Origin of the sequence: Stenotrophomonas sp. GD03794 (genome assembly GCF_029842145.1) — a bacterium.
Taxonomy (GTDB): domain Bacteria; phylum Pseudomonadota; class Gammaproteobacteria; order Xanthomonadales; family Xanthomonadaceae; genus Stenotrophomonas; species Stenotrophomonas riyadhensis.
Genome location: NZ_JAOCFV010000027.1, coordinates 1 through 16,164 on the forward strand (window position 1 = coordinate 1; position 16,164 = coordinate 16,164).

Annotated in this window: 14 protein-coding genes and 1 tRNA gene; 13 read left to right on the forward strand and 2 right to left on the reverse strand. The window is 66.2% G+C overall.

Translation table 11 applies throughout. The annotated features are described in order from the left end of the window. The first annotated feature begins 132 nt into the window (after positions 1-132). From folP to N5D91_RS14750, 12 genes are all read left to right on the forward strand, one after another. On the forward strand, positions 133-1,029 hold the full coding sequence (gene folP, locus N5D91_RS14695; protein WP_164162093.1) for a dihydropteroate synthase: 897 nt from the start codon (positions 133-135) through the stop codon (positions 1,027-1,029). Next, a complete protein-coding gene (gene miaA / locus N5D91_RS14700) occupies positions 1,029-1,982 on the forward strand; it encodes a tRNA (adenosine(37)-N6)-dimethylallyltransferase MiaA (protein ID WP_180855348.1) in 954 nt (317 codons plus the stop codon). Before folP ends, miaA begins: the two co-directional genes overlap by 1 nt. 96 nt (positions 1,983-2,078) lie before the next feature. Beyond that, positions 2,079-2,354 carry an RNA chaperone Hfq gene (gene hfq, locus N5D91_RS14705; protein WP_004152891.1) on the forward strand — a complete coding sequence of 92 codons (276 nt, stop codon included), beginning with the start codon at positions 2,079-2,081 and terminating at the stop codon, positions 2,352-2,354. 14 nt (positions 2,355-2,368) lie between these two features. After that, positions 2,369-3,679: a ribosome rescue GTPase HflX gene (gene hflX / locus N5D91_RS14710; protein WP_180855347.1), complete on the forward strand. Its 1,311-nt coding sequence runs from the start codon at positions 2,369-2,371 to the stop codon at positions 3,677-3,679. A gap of 122 nt (positions 3,680-3,801) precedes the next feature. Next, on the forward strand, positions 3,802-4,296 hold the full coding sequence (locus tag N5D91_RS14715; RefSeq protein ID WP_180855346.1) for a nicotinamide-nucleotide amidohydrolase family protein: 495 nt from the start codon (positions 3,802-3,804) through the stop codon (positions 4,294-4,296). Positions 4,297-4,330: 34 nt separating this feature from the next. Beyond that, on the forward strand, positions 4,331-6,013 hold the full coding sequence (gene ubiB, locus N5D91_RS14720) for a 2-polyprenylphenol 6-hydroxylase (RefSeq protein ID WP_180855350.1): 1,683 nt from the start codon (positions 4,331-4,333) through the stop codon (positions 6,011-6,013). A gap of 211 nt (positions 6,014-6,224) precedes the next feature. Next, a complete protein-coding gene (gene lexA, locus N5D91_RS14725) occupies positions 6,225-6,860 on the forward strand; it encodes a transcriptional repressor LexA (RefSeq protein WP_110711851.1) in 636 nt (211 codons plus the stop codon). 204 nt (positions 6,861-7,064) lie between these two features. Beyond that, positions 7,065-8,102 (forward strand): recombinase RecA, encoded by a 1,038-nt coding sequence (gene recA / locus N5D91_RS14730; protein WP_010484252.1) that lies wholly within the window; start codon positions 7,065-7,067, stop codon positions 8,100-8,102. A gap of 110 nt (positions 8,103-8,212) precedes the next feature. After that, on the forward strand, positions 8,213-8,704 hold the full coding sequence (recX, locus tag N5D91_RS14735; protein WP_014036760.1) for a recombination regulator RecX: 492 nt from the start codon (positions 8,213-8,215) through the stop codon (positions 8,702-8,704). Positions 8,705-8,813: 109 nt separating this feature from the next. Further along, positions 8,814-11,462: an alanine--tRNA ligase gene (gene alaS / locus N5D91_RS14740; RefSeq protein ID WP_180855345.1), complete on the forward strand. Its 2,649-nt coding sequence runs from the start codon at positions 8,814-8,816 to the stop codon at positions 11,460-11,462. Between the two features lie 147 nt (positions 11,463-11,609). Further along, on the forward strand, positions 11,610-11,813 hold the full coding sequence (gene csrA / locus N5D91_RS14745; protein WP_004152909.1) for a carbon storage regulator CsrA: 204 nt from the start codon (positions 11,610-11,612) through the stop codon (positions 11,811-11,813). Between the two features lie 78 nt (positions 11,814-11,891). After that, positions 11,892-11,984, forward strand: a tRNA-Ser gene (locus N5D91_RS14750). 84 nt (positions 11,985-12,068) lie between these two features. Here N5D91_RS14750 and N5D91_RS14755 read toward each other — a convergent pair. After that, entirely contained in the window at positions 12,069-12,530 is a 462-nt protein-coding gene (locus tag N5D91_RS14755) for a DUF4189 domain-containing protein (RefSeq protein ID WP_180855344.1), read from the reverse strand. 121 nt (positions 12,531-12,651) lie between these two features. Continuing rightward, complete coding sequence (locus N5D91_RS14760; protein WP_180855343.1) at positions 12,652-14,982, reverse strand: TonB-dependent receptor; 2,331 nt, start codon at positions 14,980-14,982, stop codon at positions 12,652-12,654. Between the two features lie 139 nt (positions 14,983-15,121). Between N5D91_RS14760 and N5D91_RS14765 the strand changes: the two genes are divergently transcribed. Beyond that, positions 15,122-16,060 carry a helix-turn-helix transcriptional regulator gene (locus N5D91_RS14765; protein WP_153855152.1) on the forward strand — a complete coding sequence of 313 codons (939 nt, stop codon included), beginning with the start codon at positions 15,122-15,124 and terminating at the stop codon, positions 16,058-16,060. Positions 16,061-16,164: the final 104 nt, after the last annotated feature.

The following is a 16,164-nucleotide window of genomic DNA, read 5'->3' on the forward strand; positions in this document are numbered from 1 at the left end:
CCCCCGCAACCGGACCCACCCCGCCATCCAACGGAATGCCGCACTTGCTGTTGCTGTCGCTCTGGCCTCTGCGGGTGCAGGGCGCCGCCCTGCCGAACTAAACTACCCGCCGTTGTCCCTGCAGGATTGCCCATGTTCGATACCTCGCCCCAGCTCGATTGCGCCGGCCGCATCCTGCGCCTCGACCGTGCCCGGGTCATGGGCATCGTCAACGTCACTCCGGATTCGTTCTCCGATGGCGGCGCGCACGACACCACCGAGGCCGCGGTCGCACATGGCCTGAAGCTGGTCGAGGAGGGCGCGGACCTGCTCGATATCGGCGGTGAATCCACCCGTCCGGGCGCCGCCCCGGTATCGGTCGAGGACGAGCTGCGCCGGGTGATTCCGGTGATCGAGCAGCTGGCCGCCCGTACCCAGGTGCCGATCAGCATCGATACCTTCAAGCCGGAGGTGATGCGTGCGGCGGTGGCCGCTGGCGCCGGCATGATCAACGACATCTACGGCCTGCGCCAGGAGGGGGCGCTGGACGCCGCCGCTGTAGCCGGCGTGCCGGTGGTGCTGATGCACATGCAGGGCGAACCCGGCCACATGCAGGCCGATCCACACTACGATGATGTGGTCGCCGAGGTGCATGGCTTCCTGGTGCAGCGCCTGTTCGCTGCCGAGATGGCCGGCATTGCGAAGAAGAACCTGCTGGTCGATCTCGGTTTCGGCTTCGGCAAGACCACCGCCCACAACATGACCCTGCTGGCGCGCTCCGAGCGCTTCCTGGAACTGGGCGTGCCGATGCTGGCCGGCTTGTCGCGCAAGCGCAGCCTGGGGGAACTGACCGGCCGCGACACGCCGTCCGAACGCGTGGCCGCGTCGGTGGCCGCGCACCTGATCGCGGTGCAGCGTGGTGCGCGCATCGTGCGCGTGCATGACGTAGCCGCCACTGTGGATGCGCTGAAGATCTGGCAGGCGGTCGAGGCGGTGCCGACGCCACGCGCCGACGCCACGCCGACGATCCGCTGGCCGGACGAAGACTGATGGGCATCGACCGGCGGCCGCTGGCGATCGCCGTCATGGGGCCGACCGCCAGTGGCAAGACCGCCACCGCGATCGCCCTGGCGAAGCAGCTGGATGGCGAGATCGTCAGCGTCGATTCGGCGCTGGTGTACCGGCACCTGGATATCGGTTCGGCCAAGCCGGATGCGGCCGAGCGCGCGCAGGCCCCCCACCATCTGCTGGACCTGCGCGATCTCTGGCAGACCTACTCGGCAGCCGAATTCGCCGCCGATGCCGGCCGGGTCGTGGCCGGCATCGTGGCACGCGGCAAGATGCCGATCCTGGCCGGTGGCACTGGCCTGTACTTCCGCGCCCTGTTGCAGGGCCTGTCGCCGATGCCGGAGGCCGATCCGGCGACGCGCGAAGCACTCAGCGCCGAGGCGGCCGAGCGTGGCTGGGCGGCACTGCACGCAGAGCTGGCCCAAGTCGATCCGGCGGCGGCCGCACGCATCCATGCTACCGACCCGCAGCGCATCCAGCGGGCGCTGGAGGTCTATCGCCTGACCGGCACCCCCATCACTGAATGGCAGCGCCGGCCGGGCGTGGCGCCGTTGCCGGTGCGCACCCTCAAGCTGATCCTGGCGCCGCGTGACCGCGCGGTGCTGCACCAGCGCATCGAGGCACGCTTCGACGCCATGCTGGCGCAGGGCTTCCTCGACGAGGTGCGGGCGTTGCGCGCGATGCCGGAAATGGCTGCCGTGGAGGCGCCGCTGGACCTGCCGGCAGTGCGCGCGGTCGGCTATCGCCAGGCCTGGGAGTACCTGGACGGGGAGGGCGATGCTGCCCGCTTCCGTGACAAGGCCATCTTCGCCACCCGCCAGCTGGCCAAGCGCCAGCTGACCTGGCTGCGCGGCGAGCTTGATGCGCGCTGGTTCGACCCCCATATCGACCACGAGCGCCTTGCCGGCGCGGTGTCGACCTTCGTCGCACGCTGAACCCCCGCCAGCCGTGTAACATCATCGGTCGGCGGGCGGCTCGGGGGCCGTGGCAACCGTCGGCAACCCAATAAGAACAATAATCAGGAGTGTGCAATGTCCAAGGGGCAATCGCTGCAGGATCCTTTCTTGAACGCACTGCGGCGCGAACGCGTGCCGGTTTCGGTGTACCTGGTGAACGGCATCAAGCTGCAGGGCACGATCGAGTCGTTCGACCAGTTCGTGGTCCTGCTGCGCAACACGGTCAGTCAGATGGTCTACAAGCACGCCATTTCCACGGTCGTTCCGGCACGCAACGTGAAGGTCGGTCCGGGTGGCGGTTACGTGCAGTCGGGTGAAGGTGGTCAGGCAGGTGATGAAGCAGACGAGTAATACCGGAGCGGTGAATGTTTGACCGCTCGAAAAAGGGTGAACACGCCCTGTTGATCCAGCCCCATTTCGGCAAGCTGGAAGACGATGTGCTGGAAGAATTCGGTGATCTGGCCCGCTCGGCTGGGGCCAGCATCGCCGCGACGATCACCGCGCGCCTGGATCGTCCGAATCCGTCGACCCTGATCGGCAGCGGCAAGCTGGACGAGATCAAGGCCGCGGCCGACGCCAGCGGTGCCGACCTGGTCCTGGTCAACCATGCGTTGAGCCCGGGCCAGGAGCGCAACCTGGAACGCTTCCTCGAGCGCCGGGTGATCGACCGAACCGGCCTGATCCTGGACATCTTCGCCCAGCGTGCGCATAGCCACGAAGGCAAGCTGCAGGTCGAGCTGGCGCAGCTGCGTCACCTGGCCACGCGGCTGGTGCGCGGCTGGACCCACCTGGAGCGCCAGCGCGGCGGTTCGATCGGCCTGCGCGGCCCGGGTGAAACCCAGCTGGAAACCGACCGCCGCCTGCTGCAGAAGCGGGTCGAGCAGCTGCAGAAGCGGCTGGAAAAGGTCGAGGTGCAGCGCACCCAGATGCGCCGTGCGCGCGTGCGCAGCGAGCTGCCGCGTGTCGCCCTGGTGGGCTACACCAACGCCGGCAAGTCGACCCTGTTCAACGCCATGACCGGCGCCGAGGCCTACGCCGCCGACCAGCTGTTTGCCACGCTGGACCCGACCGTGCGCCGCATCGCGGTGCCGGGCGGCAACGTGGTGCTGGCCGACACCGTCGGCTTCGTCCGCGATCTGCCGCATGACCTGGTCGCTGCGTTCCGCTCGACCCTGTCCGAGGCGCGCGAGGCCGATTTCCTGCTGCACGTGGTCGACGCCGCCGATCCGCACCGCGAGGAGCGCATCGCCCAGGTGGACGAGGTGCTGACCGCGGTCGGTGCCGGTGATCTGCCGCAGTTGCTGGTGTTCAACAAGATCGACCGCATCGAAGGTGCCGACGTCCGCCACGATGGCCAGGACGGTATCCCGGATGAGTCGCGCCGGGAGCGGGTGTGGATCTCCGCGCGTGACGGGCAGGGCCTGGAGCTGCTGCAGGCGGTGCTGGGCAAGCGCCTGGGCCTGCAGCATGTCACCGGCGAACTGCGCCTGCCGCCGGATGCCGGCCGCCTGCGTGCGCGCCTGCACCAGCTGGAAGTGATCCGCAGCGAGCAGGCCGACGAAGACGGCTGGCTGCTGCAGGTCGACCTGCCGATTGCCGAAGCCGAAAAACTGGCTGCCAGTGCCGACGGCGCGCCGATCCGGGCGCTGCTGCCGGAGAAACTGCCGGAGTGGTGAGGTAGCGGCCCATGCCCGGTAGTGCCGGCCGCTGGCCGGCAGCGCAACCGTGCCGGAGGGGCGCGACATCCCGCTGTCATCTGCGGTACAACGTGCAGGTTCTTCACCCCACCGTCATGCCGATGTCCATTCCCACCGACGCTGAACTCAACGCCCAGTCCGCCGCGCTCGGGCAGCGCCTGCAGCATGCCTCGCTGCAGCTGGTGACCGCTGAAAGCTGCAGTGGTGGCTGGATCGCCAAGTGCATGACCGACATCGCCGGTTCCTCGGCGTTCTTCGACTGCGGCATGGTGGTCTACAGCTACGAGGCCAAGCAGCGCCTGCTGGGCGTGCGTGCGCAGACGCTGGAGCAGTTCGGCGCGGTCAGCCGCGAAACCGTGCTGGAAATGGTGTCCGGTGCGCTGGTCAATTCCGGCGCCGGTATCGCCGTGGCGGTGACCGGCATCGCCGGTCCTGGTGGCGGCAGCCCGGACAAGCCTGTCGGCAGCGTCTGGATTGGCTGGAAGCGCCGCGGTGGCTACGCCCGTGCCGAGCTGTTCCAGTTCGACGGCGACCGCGAAGCCATCCGCCGGCAAACCGTGGCGGCGGCATTGCGCGGTATCGACGCCCAGCTGTGACATGCTGCTCCGGTAATCGTCCGGAGCACGCATGATGTGGGAAACGCTGGGCACGGTCCGTGACCTGGGCCGACTGCAGGAAATCGCCGTCGTCCTGATCCGCTATGGCTTCGGCGACGTGGTGCGGCGCATCGGCCTGGCCAGCACGCTGGAGCGGGCAGGGCGCCTGCTGCACTGGAACGAGGAGCGGCAGGAACTGTTGCGGATGACCGCGCCGGTGCGCGTGCGCAGCGCGATGCAGGATCTCGGCCCGACCTTCGTCAAGCTCGGCCAGGTACTGGCGACGCGCGTCGACCTGCTGCCGCCGGAATGGATCGCCGAGCTCTCTGAACTGCAGAACGCAGTGCCGGCGCTGCCGTACGCGGATATCCGCGAGCAGCTTGAGGCCGACCTTGGCGCATCGCCTTCAGAAGTGTTCGCCTTCCTCGATGAAACCCCGATGGCCGCCGCCTCCTTGGCGCAGGCCCACCGCGCGCGCCGGCATGACGGTCGCGAGGTGGTGCTGAAGGTGCGTCGCCCCGGCATCCGCGATGTGGTCGAGGCCGACCTGCGGCTGCTGGCCCGCCTGGCGGAGATCGTCGAGGCGCGCCTGCCGGACCTGCGCCGCTATCGCCCGGCCGAGGTGGTGCAGCAGTTCACCGTGTCGCTGCGTCGCGAGCTGGATTTCGCCGCCGAATGCCGCAATGCCGAGCGCATCGCGCGCAACTTCAAAGGCCGCGACGACATCCTGATTCCCGACGTGCACTGGCAGTGGACCTGCGAAAGCCTCAACGTGCAGGACTTCGTCGACGGCATTCCAGGGCGTGACCTGGCCGGCGTCGATGCGGCCGGGCTGGACCGGCGCGAACTGGCGCGGCGTGGAGCCGACATCGTGCTGAAGATGGTGCTGGAGGACGGCAGCTTCCATGCCGACCCGCACCCCGGCAACATCATCTACCTGCGTGACGGCCGGATCGGTGTGATCGATTTCGGCATGGTCGGTGCCTTGTCGGAAGTGCGGCGCTTCCAGGTCGCGCAGCTGCTGCACGGGCTGGTCGAGCAGGACCCGCAGGGTGTGGCCGACGTGCTGCTGGACTGGGCCGGCGGCGTGGAAGTGGACGAGAACCGGCTGCAGCACGACATCAGCCAGTTCGTCGACCAGTACCGTGGCGTGCCGCTGAAGGACCTGCGCATCGGTCTGATGCTGGGCGACATCACCCAGCTGCTGCGCAGCTACAGCCTGACCCTGCCGGCCGACCTGGCGCTGATGATCAAGGCGTTCCTGACCCTGGAAGGCATGGGGCGGCAGCTGGACCCGGATTTCGACATGGCCAGTGCCGCGCGCCCGTTCCTGGAACGGGTGGTGCTGCAGCGCTATGCGCCCAAGGCCCTGCTCAAGCGCGGCCGCCGCAGCCTGCTGGGTCTGGTCGACTTCGCCGGTGAACTGCCACGCGACCTGCGCAAGCTGGTCCAGGCCGCCCGCCGTGGGCGCCTGCAGCTGAAGGTGGAAACCACGGCGCTGCAGGGCTTCGGCGAGCAGGTGAACCGTGCGGCGAACCGGCTGGTGATGGGCATCGTCACCGCCGCATTGATCATCGGCTCGTCGATCGTGATGCACAGCGTTGGCGGCGTCTCCAGCCGTTGGCTGCTGGCACTGGGCGTGTGCGGCTTCATCGGCGCCGGCTTCTGCGGCGTCTGGATCCTGTTTTCGATATGGAGAAGCGGTAAACACACGTGAGTGTGTTTACCGCAGCGGTTCCCCCTGGGAACCGCGGAATCGCGCAGCGATTCCTGTAGAGCCGACCGCTGGTCGGCTGCCTTCGCCTTTGCATTTGCCGCCCGGCCATTCGCCCGATCACCGAGCATGGCCCGGCACTACAGATCCCCCATCGCCTGTCTGTCGTCTCCGGCACTTGCAGTTCCGCATGTTAGTAGTAATACTACTAACCATGGACCTGACCGACACCCAGCAGGCGATCCTGCAGTTGATCGCCGAGCGTATCGAGAGCGAAGGCGCGCCGCCGTCGCAGACTGAAATCGCACGTGCGTTTGGCTTCAAGGGCGTGCGCGCGGCCCAGTACCACCTGGAAGCCCTGGAGCAGGCCGGTGCGATCCGTCGCATCCCGGGCCAGGCCCGCGGCATCCGCCTGGTACAGGCGCCACCGGTCGAGAAGCTGGCCGAGCCGGGCCTGCCCGACAACGTCCTGCGCCTGCCGGTATTGGGCCGTGTCGCAGCCGGCCTGCCGATCGGTGCCGATATCGGCTCGGACGACTTCGTGGTGCTGGACCGGGTGTTCTTCTCGCCGGCACCGGATTACCTGTTGAAGGTGCAGGGCGATTCGATGATCGACGAGGGCATCTTCGACGGTGACCTGATCGGTGTGCACCGCACCCGCGATGCTCATTCCGGACAGATCGTGGTGGCCCGCATCGATGACGAGATCACCGTCAAGCTGCTGAAGATCGCCAAGGATCGTATCCGCCTGCTGCCGCGCAACCCCGACTACAAGCCGATCGAGGTGCTGCCGGATCAGGACTTCTCGATCGAGGGCCTCTATTGCGGCCTGCTGCGGCCCAACCGTTGACCCGTTCCATAGCGCATTACCCCGCGGTCTTTTGTGGCGATTCTCTGGTTCCACTGAGGTTGGTACGGATGTCCGATAATTCTTTTCAGAGCGCCGGGCAGAATCTCAGCCTGTGCGATACGTCCGACTTAAAGTGAACCCATGGCAAAGAAGACCCCCAAAGACAGCACCTCCAACGACACGACCTCTGCAAGGACCAATCCGATGGACGAGAACAAGAAGCGCGCCCTCGCTGCAGCTCTGGGCCAGATCGAAAAGCAGTTCGGCAAGGGCTCGGTGATGCGCATGGGCGACCGCGTGGTCGAACCCGTCGAAGCCATCCCGACCGGTTCGCTGATGCTCGACATCGCGCTGGGCATTGGTGGTCTGCCGAAGGGCCGTGTCGTTGAAATCTACGGGCCGGAATCCTCGGGCAAGACCACCTTGACCCTGCAGGCCATCGCCGAATGCCAGAAGATGGGCGGCACCGCGGCCTTCATCGACGCCGAGCACGCGCTGGACCCGATCTACGCCGCCAAGCTGGGCGTGAACGTGGATGACCTGCTGCTGTCGCAGCCGGATACCGGCGAGCAGGCGCTGGAAATCGCCGACATGCTCGTCCGTTCGGGTTCGGTGGACATCCTGGTGATCGACTCGGTCGCCGCGCTGACCCCGAAGGCCGAAATCGAAGGCGAGATGGGCGATCAGCTGCCGGGCCTGCAGGCCCGCCTGATGAGCCAGGCGCTGCGCAAGCTGACCGGCAACATCAAGCGCTCCAACACCCTGGTGGTCTTCATCAACCAGCTGCGCATGAAGATCGGTGTGATGATGCCGGGCCAGAGCCCGGAAACCACCACCGGCGGCAACGCGCTGAAGTTCTACGCCTCGGTGCGCCTGGACATCCGCCGCATCGGCGCGATCAAGAAGGGCGACGAGATCATCGGCAACCAGACCAAGATCAAGGTCGTCAAGAACAAGCTGGCGCCTCCGTTCAAGCAGGTCATCACCGAGATCCTGTACGGCGAAGGCATCAGCCGCGAGGGCGAGCTGATCGACATGGGTGTGGACGCCAAGCTGGTCGAGAAGGCCGGCGCCTGGTACAGCTACGGTGAGGAGCGCATCGGCCAGGGCAAGGACAACGCCCGTGGCTACCTGCGCGACAACCCGACGGTCGCTGCCAAGCTTGAAGCCGAGCTGCGCGAGAAGTTCCAGCCGACCGAAGCCAGCCGTGAGGAAGGCGACGACGAAGGCGACGACGAATAAGGCTTGCTGTGGGGCAGGGCGGCGCCGTCAGTGACGTCGCCCTGTCCCGCAGGTTCGAATCGCCCAGGGATGGGCAGGGCGCCACGGATGGCGCCACCCTTGGAGCACCGATGTCCGACGCCGACGACATTCCCACCGGCCGCAAGCGCCGGCCGCGCGAGCAGACGCCCGTGCAACGCGCTCTGGGCCTGCTGGTCCGCCGCGAGCACTCGCGCAAGGAACTCACCCGCAAGCTGACCGCACGTGGCATCGAAGATGAAGCCGCCCAGGCGGCTGTCGCCAAGCTGACCGAAGCTGGCTGGCAGGACGACACCCGTTTCGCCGAGAACCTGGTGCGGATGCGCGCCAACACCGGTTATGGCCCGATCCATGTCCGTGCCGAACTCGGTACCCACGGACTGGACAGCGCCGCGATTGCGGCGGCGATGGACAGCTATGAAGGCGACTGGCAGGAAAATGCCCGTGATCTGGTCCGCCGACGCTTCGGCGAGGCGGGTCCGCAGGACCTGACGCAGCGGCGCAAGGCCGCCGATCTGCTGGCCCGGCGGGGCTTCGACGGCGACAGCATCCGCCGTGCGACCCGCTACGACCCGGATGACTGAGACTGGCGGCGCCGGGCCTGATACCCTTTAGGTTTTCGGCGGTCCCTCGCGACCCTGGCCAACGCGGCCGGTGGTCCGGGCCCGCCGGCCCGCAGACTGCCAGCCCCCAATGAACGCATCCGCCAAATTCACGACTTCCCAGATCCGCAGCGACTTCCTTGAATTCTTCAAGGGCAAAGGCCACACCATCGTGCCGTCGGCGCCGCTGGTGCCGGGCAATGATCCGACCCTGCTGTTCACCAACTCCGGCATGGTGCAGTTCAAGGACGTGTTCCTTGGCGCGGAGAAGCGCAGCTACGTGCGCGCGGCCGACGTGCAGCGCTGCCTGCGCGCGGGCGGCAAGCACAACGACCTCGACCAGGTCGGCTACACCGCACGCCACCACACCTTCTTCGAAATGCTGGGCAACTGGTCGTTCGGCGACTACTTCAAGAAGGATGCGATCGCCTGGGCCTGGGAACTGCTGACCCAGGTCTGGAAGCTGCCGGCCGAGCGCCTGCTGGTCACCGTCTACCAGACCGATGACGAAGCGTACGCACTGTGGCGCGACATGGTCGGCGTGCCGGAAGAGCGCATCGTGCGCATCGGCGACAACAAGGGCGCACCGTTCGCTTCGGACAATTTCTGGCAGATGGCCGACACCGGTCCGTGCGGCCCGTGCACCGAGATTTTCTACGACCACGGTGACCATATCGCCGGCGGCCCCCCGGGCTCCCCGGACGAGGACGGCGACCGCTTCATCGAAATCTGGAACCTGGTGTTCATGCAGTTCGACCGCCAGCCGGATGGCACCCTGGTGCCGCTGCCGGCGCCGTGCGTGGATACCGGCATGGGCCTGGAGCGCCTGGCGGCGATCCTGCAGCACGTGCACACCAACTACGAGATCGACCTGTTCCAGGCCCTGATCCGCAAAGCCAGCGAACTGACCGGCACCGCCGACCTGGAGAACAAGTCGCTGCGCGTGATCGCCGACCACATCCGTGCCTGCTCGTTCCTGATCGTCGACGGCGTGCTGCCGTCCAACGAAGGCCGCGGCTACGTGCTGCGCCGTATCATCCGCCGCGCCCTGCGCCACGGCTGGATGCTGGGCGTGCGCCAGCCGTTCTTCAGCAAGCTGGTGCCGACCCTGGTCGAGCAGATGGGCGAGGCCTACCCGGAACTGCCGGCGGCGGTGGATACCGTCACCCGTGCGCTGCAGGCCGAGGAAGAGCGTTTCGCTGAAACCCTCGATGCCGGCATGAAGATCTTCGAGGACGTGGCCGGCAAGGCCAGCAATGGTGTGATCCCGGGTGTTGACGCGTTCCGCCTGTACGACACCTATGGCTTCCCGCTCGACCTGACCCAGGACATTGCCCGCGAGCGCGACCTGACCGTCGACATTGCCGGCTTCGACGCCGCGATGGAGCAGCAGCGCGAGACCGCGCGTGCGGCCGGCAAGTTCGGTGGCGGCGTGACGCTGCCGGCCGAGCTGGTGGCGACCCTCAGCCCGACCGTATTCCTGGGGTATGACCGCCTGCAGGCCGACGGCCTGAGCGTGCTGGCCCTGCTCAAGGACGGTCGTCCGGTGCAGTCGGCCGATGCCGGTGATGCGGTCATCGTGATCACCAACCAGACCCCGTTCTACGCCGAGTCCGGCGGCCAGGTCGGCGACACCGGCGTGCTCACCGGCAACGGCGTGCGCCTGGTGGTGGAAGACACCCAGAAGTTCGCCGGCCAGTTCCATGGCCACGTCGGCACCCTGTCCGAAGGCGGCCTGAAGGTCGGTGATGTGCTGTCCGGCCAGGTCGATGGCGAGCGCCGTGGCGCCACCATCCTCAACCACTCTGCCACCCACCTGCTGCACGCCGCCCTGCGCGAAGTGCTCGGCACCCACGTGCAGCAGAAGGGCTCGCTGGTCGCGCCGGACCGCCTGCGTTTCGACTTCTCGCACTTCCAGCCGATCAGTGTGGAAGAGTTGGCGGTGATCGAGCGCAAGGTCAACCAGCAGGTGCGTGCCAACAACGCCGCCGAAGTGCACACCATGGGCATGCAGGAAGCGCTGGACTTTGGCGCGATGGCTCTGTTCGGCGAGAAGTACGGCGAACACGTGCGCGTGCTGAAGATGGGTGACTACTCCACCGAGCTGTGCGGCGGTACCCACGTCAACCGCACCGGCGACATCGGCCTGTTCAAGATCACCTCCGAGGGCGGTGTCTCCGCTGGCGTGCGCCGTATCGAAGCGGTCACCGGCCAGGGCGCCCTGGACTACGTGGACGCCGAAGAGGCTCGCCTGGCCGAAGCCGCCGATCTGCTCGGCGGCAGCGCTGCCGACGTGGTCGAGAAGATCCGTGCCCTCGGCCAGCGCCAGAAGCAGCTGGAGCGCGAACTGGAAGCCGTGAAGGCCAAGGTTGCCGCCGGTGCCACGGCCGATCTGTCCGGCCAGGCGGTCGAGGTTGCCGGCGTGAAGGTGCTGGCTGCCCGCCTGGAGGGCTTCGATGCCAAGGCCCTGCGTGACGCCATGGACCGCCTGAAGCAGCAGCTGGGCGATGCGGTGATCGTGCTGGCCGGCGCCCAGGACGGCAAGGCCGCCCTGGTCGCGGGTGTGAACGGCAGCGCAATGGGCAAGGTCAAGGCCGGGGAACTGTTGTCCCATATCGCCGGTCAGATCGGGGGCAAGGGCGGCGGACGCCCGGACCTCGCCCAGGGTGGTGGCGAGGACGGGCCCGCCCTTGCCACTGCGCTGGCTGCAGTCGTCGAATGGGTCAGCCCCCGCCTGTGATGAACCTGGCCGTCCCCCTCCTTGTAGGAGCGGGACGGCTGACGGTACCATTGCGAATCTTTTCCCTTTGTCGTGGTAGCGCTTCTTGACGGAGCGTCAAGCCGGTGGGGGATACCCTTCCACACGGTTCCATGGAGACTTACAAAAATGTTGATCCTGACTCGCCGCGTCGGCGAAACCCTGATGATCGGAGACTCGGTGAGCGTCACCGTGCTTGGCGTCAAGGGTAACCAGGTGCGTATCGGCATCACCGCGCCGAAGGACGTCGCTGTGCATCGCGAAGAGATCTATCAGCGCATCCAGCGCGGTGACGAAGCCGGTGGCACCGGTAGCGAAAATTCTGCCGAATAACGCTTTACCTTCGCACTCGATTAACGTTATGATTCACGCCCCGCTGAGGTGCAACGCACCAGACGCGGAGAAAACCCCGGAGTGATGCCCGAGTGGCCGAAGGGGCTCCCCTGCTAAGGGAGTATAGGGTCAAAAGCTCTATCGAGGGTTCGAATCCCTCTCACTCCGCCAGATACAAAGAAGCGCCTGCAGATCCTCGATCTGCAGGCGTTTTTCTTTATCCGACACTCGAAAGTACAGCCGGCGTGGAGCTGACTATCCTGGCTGATCGGTGCGGGTGGCAGGCGTTGGCATGGGCGCGGGCGTCGCCGCTGGTGCCGGAGCGGGCGCACCAGGCAGCTGTGGCGGTTCAAGATAGCGAGGTGGGGTTTCCCGCCACAGCAAGGCAAGCGTGCAATCGTTGGCACGTTCCCTGCACATTCTTTCGGCCTTCCGCTGCGCGGCGTCCGCGGTCTTCTCACCCAGTGCAAAGCCCAACGCAATCGTGCCGGTCGCTATGGCCGAATAGCCTTCGCTGCTGGTGCTGGCGGACTGACCGCAATTGCGCGATCGCGCTGCGCAGTAGTGCAGCGACTGCTGCATCGCAGTGGTGAGGGAAGATTGGTTCATCGAATAGCCGTAGCGGCCATCCTTGTCGTAGGTGATCGCAGACGCAGCACTTGCGCCTGATGAAACGGACAACAACAGCGCCAGTGAAACCGCATGCTTCCAATTCATCACGCTCTCCTTTTCTGCCGATGGTGAATCAACCGGGGAGCGTGGCGCAACCACGCAGGGGGTGCGATGGACGACGCCTGCAGGCCGTCTGCCTGCAGGCGTATACCGATGCATCCGGTTGTCAGAGCTTCACCGTCACACCCACCTGGAAGCCCCGCCCGGGCAACGGTGCGATGTACTTCAACGGCGAATTGTGCGGCCGTGCTTCTTCATTGAGCAGGTTGCTGCCGTTGACGAACACCTCCACGCCGGCGATGTAGCTGTTGCGTACCGGCAGTTCGCGACTGACCTGCAGGTCGACCAGGTTGAACGCATCCAGCGGCACTTCCTCGCTCACGTTGCGGCCGAGGTACTTCTGCGTGTCGTAGTAGGTGCTGGACAGCTGCGCCTTCCAGCCCTCGCGCTGCCATTGCAGGTTGGCACCGTAGCGGTTGGTCGGCATGTTCGGCAGGTACTCGCCGTCATTGTGGGCACGCAGCGAATCGGGGCGGTCGGCCTTGTTCTTCACCAGGTCGGCGAAGGCGGACACATTCAACGTGCCGAAGCGGCCCAGGTCCAATGCCTGCGAAGCATCGATCTCGAAGCCCTTCACCGTGGTGTCGGTCTGCTTCCAGTACTTCAGTGGCAGGCGGTTGGCGGTCTGCAGGCCGGAGTAGCCGAGGTAGAGATAATTCTCGTACTTCATCCGGTACGCGGTGGCGGACAGCTCGAAACCACCGAGGTGGAACAGGCCGGTCAGTTCCAGGTTTTTCGCGCGCTCCGGTTCGAGGTTCTGGTTGCCTTCTTCCTGGGTCATCACCGAATAGTGAGCATTGCTCGCATACAGCTCGTTGATCTCCGGTGCGCGCTGCGAGGACGAGTAGCGCACCTTGGCCGCGAACAACGGACCGAGCTCGACATACGATCCCAGGCTGTAGCTGTTGAGCCGGTAGTCACGGTCCTGCAGTTTGGTGTTGGCGGCATTGCGCGCGGTCTTGAAGCGGCTGGGCTGCAGCTTGTGGTCGATGCGCTCGTGACGCACGCCGGCATCGAAGGTGGCCCAGCCGAAGTCGAGCGTTTCCTTCAGGAACACCGCATTGCTGCGGGTGTCCACGTCCGGCAGGTAGCGCTGAGAACCACTGCCGGTGACATCACGCGACTGATGGCTGAAACCGAGCAGGCCGCTGAGCGGGCCGATGCGTTGATGGCTGAGCAGCAGCTCGGCCTGGGTGCTCTCGAAATCGTAGTCGTTGGCCTTGGTGGCGCCCAGCCGCTCGCCTGAGGTGTTGTCCAGCTTGGAAACGCGGAGTTCCGCGCGCTCGAACCACGGTAGTGGATCACGCAGCAGGGCTTCCAGCGCGTAGCGCTGTTGCTTGATCACCACGCCCACCGGCAGGCCATCGGCATAGTTGGAACCGAACGACAGGTTCTGCATCGAGAAGCCTGGAACGCCGTACTCGCTGTCCTTGGCATCAATGCTGACACCCACGTAGCCACGGTCGAAGAACAGGGTCGAGCCGAAGGCCACCTGACTGTTGCGCGCATAGCTGTTGCCCAGCCGGTGATGGTAGTCGGGCGTCACATCGTTGTTGATCTGCTTCTGCACATACGACGGCGTGCCGGGCACGTAGGCCGGGTTGACCGGATTGATGTAGGTGCGGCGCTGCCAGACCGACGTCGGATTGTTGGTGTAGAAGGAGAAATCACCATCGGCCCAGTCCGGGTTCTCGGTCATGAACTGGTCGATGTACGGCTGCGAGGCCTTGTTGTAGAGCTGCTGGACGCGCGCCTCTTTCTGGCAGGCGTCGGCCAGTGCCGAATTGACGCCCCCGCCGGCCGGGAACAGCCTGGTGTTGCAGACGCTGGCCTTGCTGTTGCCGGGGATGTCGTAGTGCGAGATCCGCTGGCGCGACACCTGCAGGTTGGTGGACACGTTGCGCTGGTTGTTGAAGTTCATGCGGAAGCCCTGCGCGTCGGCCGCGTTGAAGCCCTTGCGCAGGACCAGTTCCATCGACTGGTCCTTGTCTTCCATGCTGCGCGAGATCAGGCCCGAGTCGATCTCCACGCTGCCACCGATCGCATTGCCGCCGTAGCGCACGGTGTCGGAAGACTTGTTGACGGTGACACTGCGTACGAACAGCGGATCGAACGGGATGTTGATGTCGCCGCTGATCGCGTTCATGCCCAGAATCGACTGGCCGTCCTGCAGGATCTGCACGCGGTTGCCACTGAGGCTGCGGATGACCGGGGCGCCCGCGTTCGGCCCGAAGGCGCTGCTCTGCACACCGGAGACGTGTTCGAGCAGGCCGCCGAGGGTGCGATTCTGTGCCTGCGGATTGTCGACGGTGACCCGGCTGTCGATGCGCGAGGGTTGGGAGGCCTGGACCTGGAGGGTGGGAAGGGTGGGTTCGTTCGCGGCCTGGGCGGTGTGGACGGCGAACAGAATGGCTGCAGCAAGGAGATGGCGGCGCATGACACGATCCGTGAAGTTGATGTGAAATGTTATAACGTAACTATTTGTATCGACAAGGGCGGATTGGGCCTTGCCATCGGGACTGGATATGAGAACGGTTCTCATATGAGAATGGCGGGTGATTCTTCACGGGCGCACCATGCACAGCCTCACCCTGGCCGACCTCGACCGCCTGGGCCGCAGCAGCGGCTTCCGCTATCGGCTGCCTGCGCGGGCGGCTTCCGATCTGTCGGGCGAGGATTGCGTGGTGCAGGGCAGGGTCGAGCAGCGTCGCCTGCGTCCGGGCGTCCATCTGGCGCTATCGGACGTGATCGCACGCCAGCCGTTCGAGGCCACGTCCGAGTCGCCGCCTGCCTTCTCGGCAATCGTGATGCTGGAGGGCCGCGCAGGTGCGCGCCTGGCGGGGCAGGCGGTGATCGGCATGGGTCCGGGCGCTGGCGCGATGGTGCGGGCCGACGCTACGCCGATGACCGCGATACACCCAGCGGGCCAACGGATGCGCAGCCTGAATGTCTCGCTGGACGCACCGGCCGAGCTGGACGATCCGATCATCACCGAACTGCTATCCGCCGCGCATCGCAGCGGTGGCCAGCAGCTGCGCAGCTGGCAGGTGCCCGGGCATCTCGAGCACGCCGCCGACCAGGTGTTGTCGGGCACCTGGCAGGGCGCAATGCATGCACTTTTGTGCGAAGGCATTGGCCTGCAGATGCTGGCCATGGCGCTGGGCGCGCCGGCACCGGAGGCATCGCCCGACCTGCGCGTTTCAGCACGTGATCGCCGCATGCTGCAGCGGGTGATCGACTGCCTGCAGGCGGCGCCGGCCGCCGACCACAGCCTGGAGGATCTGGCGCGCCTGGCCTGCATGAGCTCGAGCAGCCTGCGGCTGAAGTTCCAGCAGGTGCACCGGTGTTCGGTGTTCGCTTGGCTGCGCGAGCGGCGCCTGCAGTTGGCCTGCGAGCAGCTGCGGCAAGGCTGCAGCGTGCAGCAGGCCGCGCATTTCGTCGGCTACCGGCACGCCACCAATTTCGCGACCGCATTCCGCGCGCGCTACGGCATCGCACCCAGCGAGCTTCGCTGAGTCCGGGCCATCGTCGGCAGTGCGCATACGCCTGCTGCGTCCGCGCATACGTGTGCTCACGCTCAAATGACAATAATTCTCATCCAGCCTTTCCTTCCCGCTGG

Excerpts from the sequence above, each read along its gene's own strand:
- folP (WP_164162093.1), top strand. The coding sequence starts at position 133 with ATGTTCGATACCTCGCCCCAGCTCGATTGCGCCGGCCGCATCCTGCGC.
- miaA (WP_180855348.1), top strand. The coding sequence starts at position 1,029 with ATGGGCATCGACCGGCGGCCGCTGGCGATCGCCGTCATGGGGCCGACC.
- hfq (WP_004152891.1), top strand. The coding sequence starts at position 2,079 with ATGTCCAAGGGGCAATCGCTGCAGGATCCTTTCTTGAACGCACTGCGG.
- hflX (WP_180855347.1), top strand. The coding sequence starts at position 2,369 with ATGTTTGACCGCTCGAAAAAGGGTGAACACGCCCTGTTGATCCAGCCC.
- N5D91_RS14715 (WP_180855346.1), top strand. The coding sequence starts at position 3,802 with ATGTCCATTCCCACCGACGCTGAACTCAACGCCCAGTCCGCCGCGCTC.
- ubiB (WP_180855350.1), top strand. The coding sequence starts at position 4,331 with ATGTGGGAAACGCTGGGCACGGTCCGTGACCTGGGCCGACTGCAGGAA.
- lexA (WP_110711851.1), top strand. The coding sequence starts at position 6,225 with ATGGACCTGACCGACACCCAGCAGGCGATCCTGCAGTTGATCGCCGAG.
- recA (WP_010484252.1), top strand. The coding sequence starts at position 7,065 with ATGGACGAGAACAAGAAGCGCGCCCTCGCTGCAGCTCTGGGCCAGATC.
- recX (WP_014036760.1), top strand. The coding sequence starts at position 8,213 with ATGTCCGACGCCGACGACATTCCCACCGGCCGCAAGCGCCGGCCGCGC.
- alaS (WP_180855345.1), top strand. The coding sequence starts at position 8,814 with ATGAACGCATCCGCCAAATTCACGACTTCCCAGATCCGCAGCGACTTC.
- csrA (WP_004152909.1), top strand. The coding sequence starts at position 11,610 with ATGTTGATCCTGACTCGCCGCGTCGGCGAAACCCTGATGATCGGAGAC.
- N5D91_RS14755 (WP_180855344.1), bottom strand. The coding sequence starts at position 12,530 with ATGAATTGGAAGCATGCGGTTTCACTGGCGCTGTTGTTGTCCGTTTCA.
- N5D91_RS14760 (WP_180855343.1), bottom strand. The coding sequence starts at position 14,982 with ATGCGCCGCCATCTCCTTGCTGCAGCCATTCTGTTCGCCGTCCACACC.
- N5D91_RS14765 (WP_153855152.1), top strand. The coding sequence starts at position 15,122 with ATGCACAGCCTCACCCTGGCCGACCTCGACCGCCTGGGCCGCAGCAGC.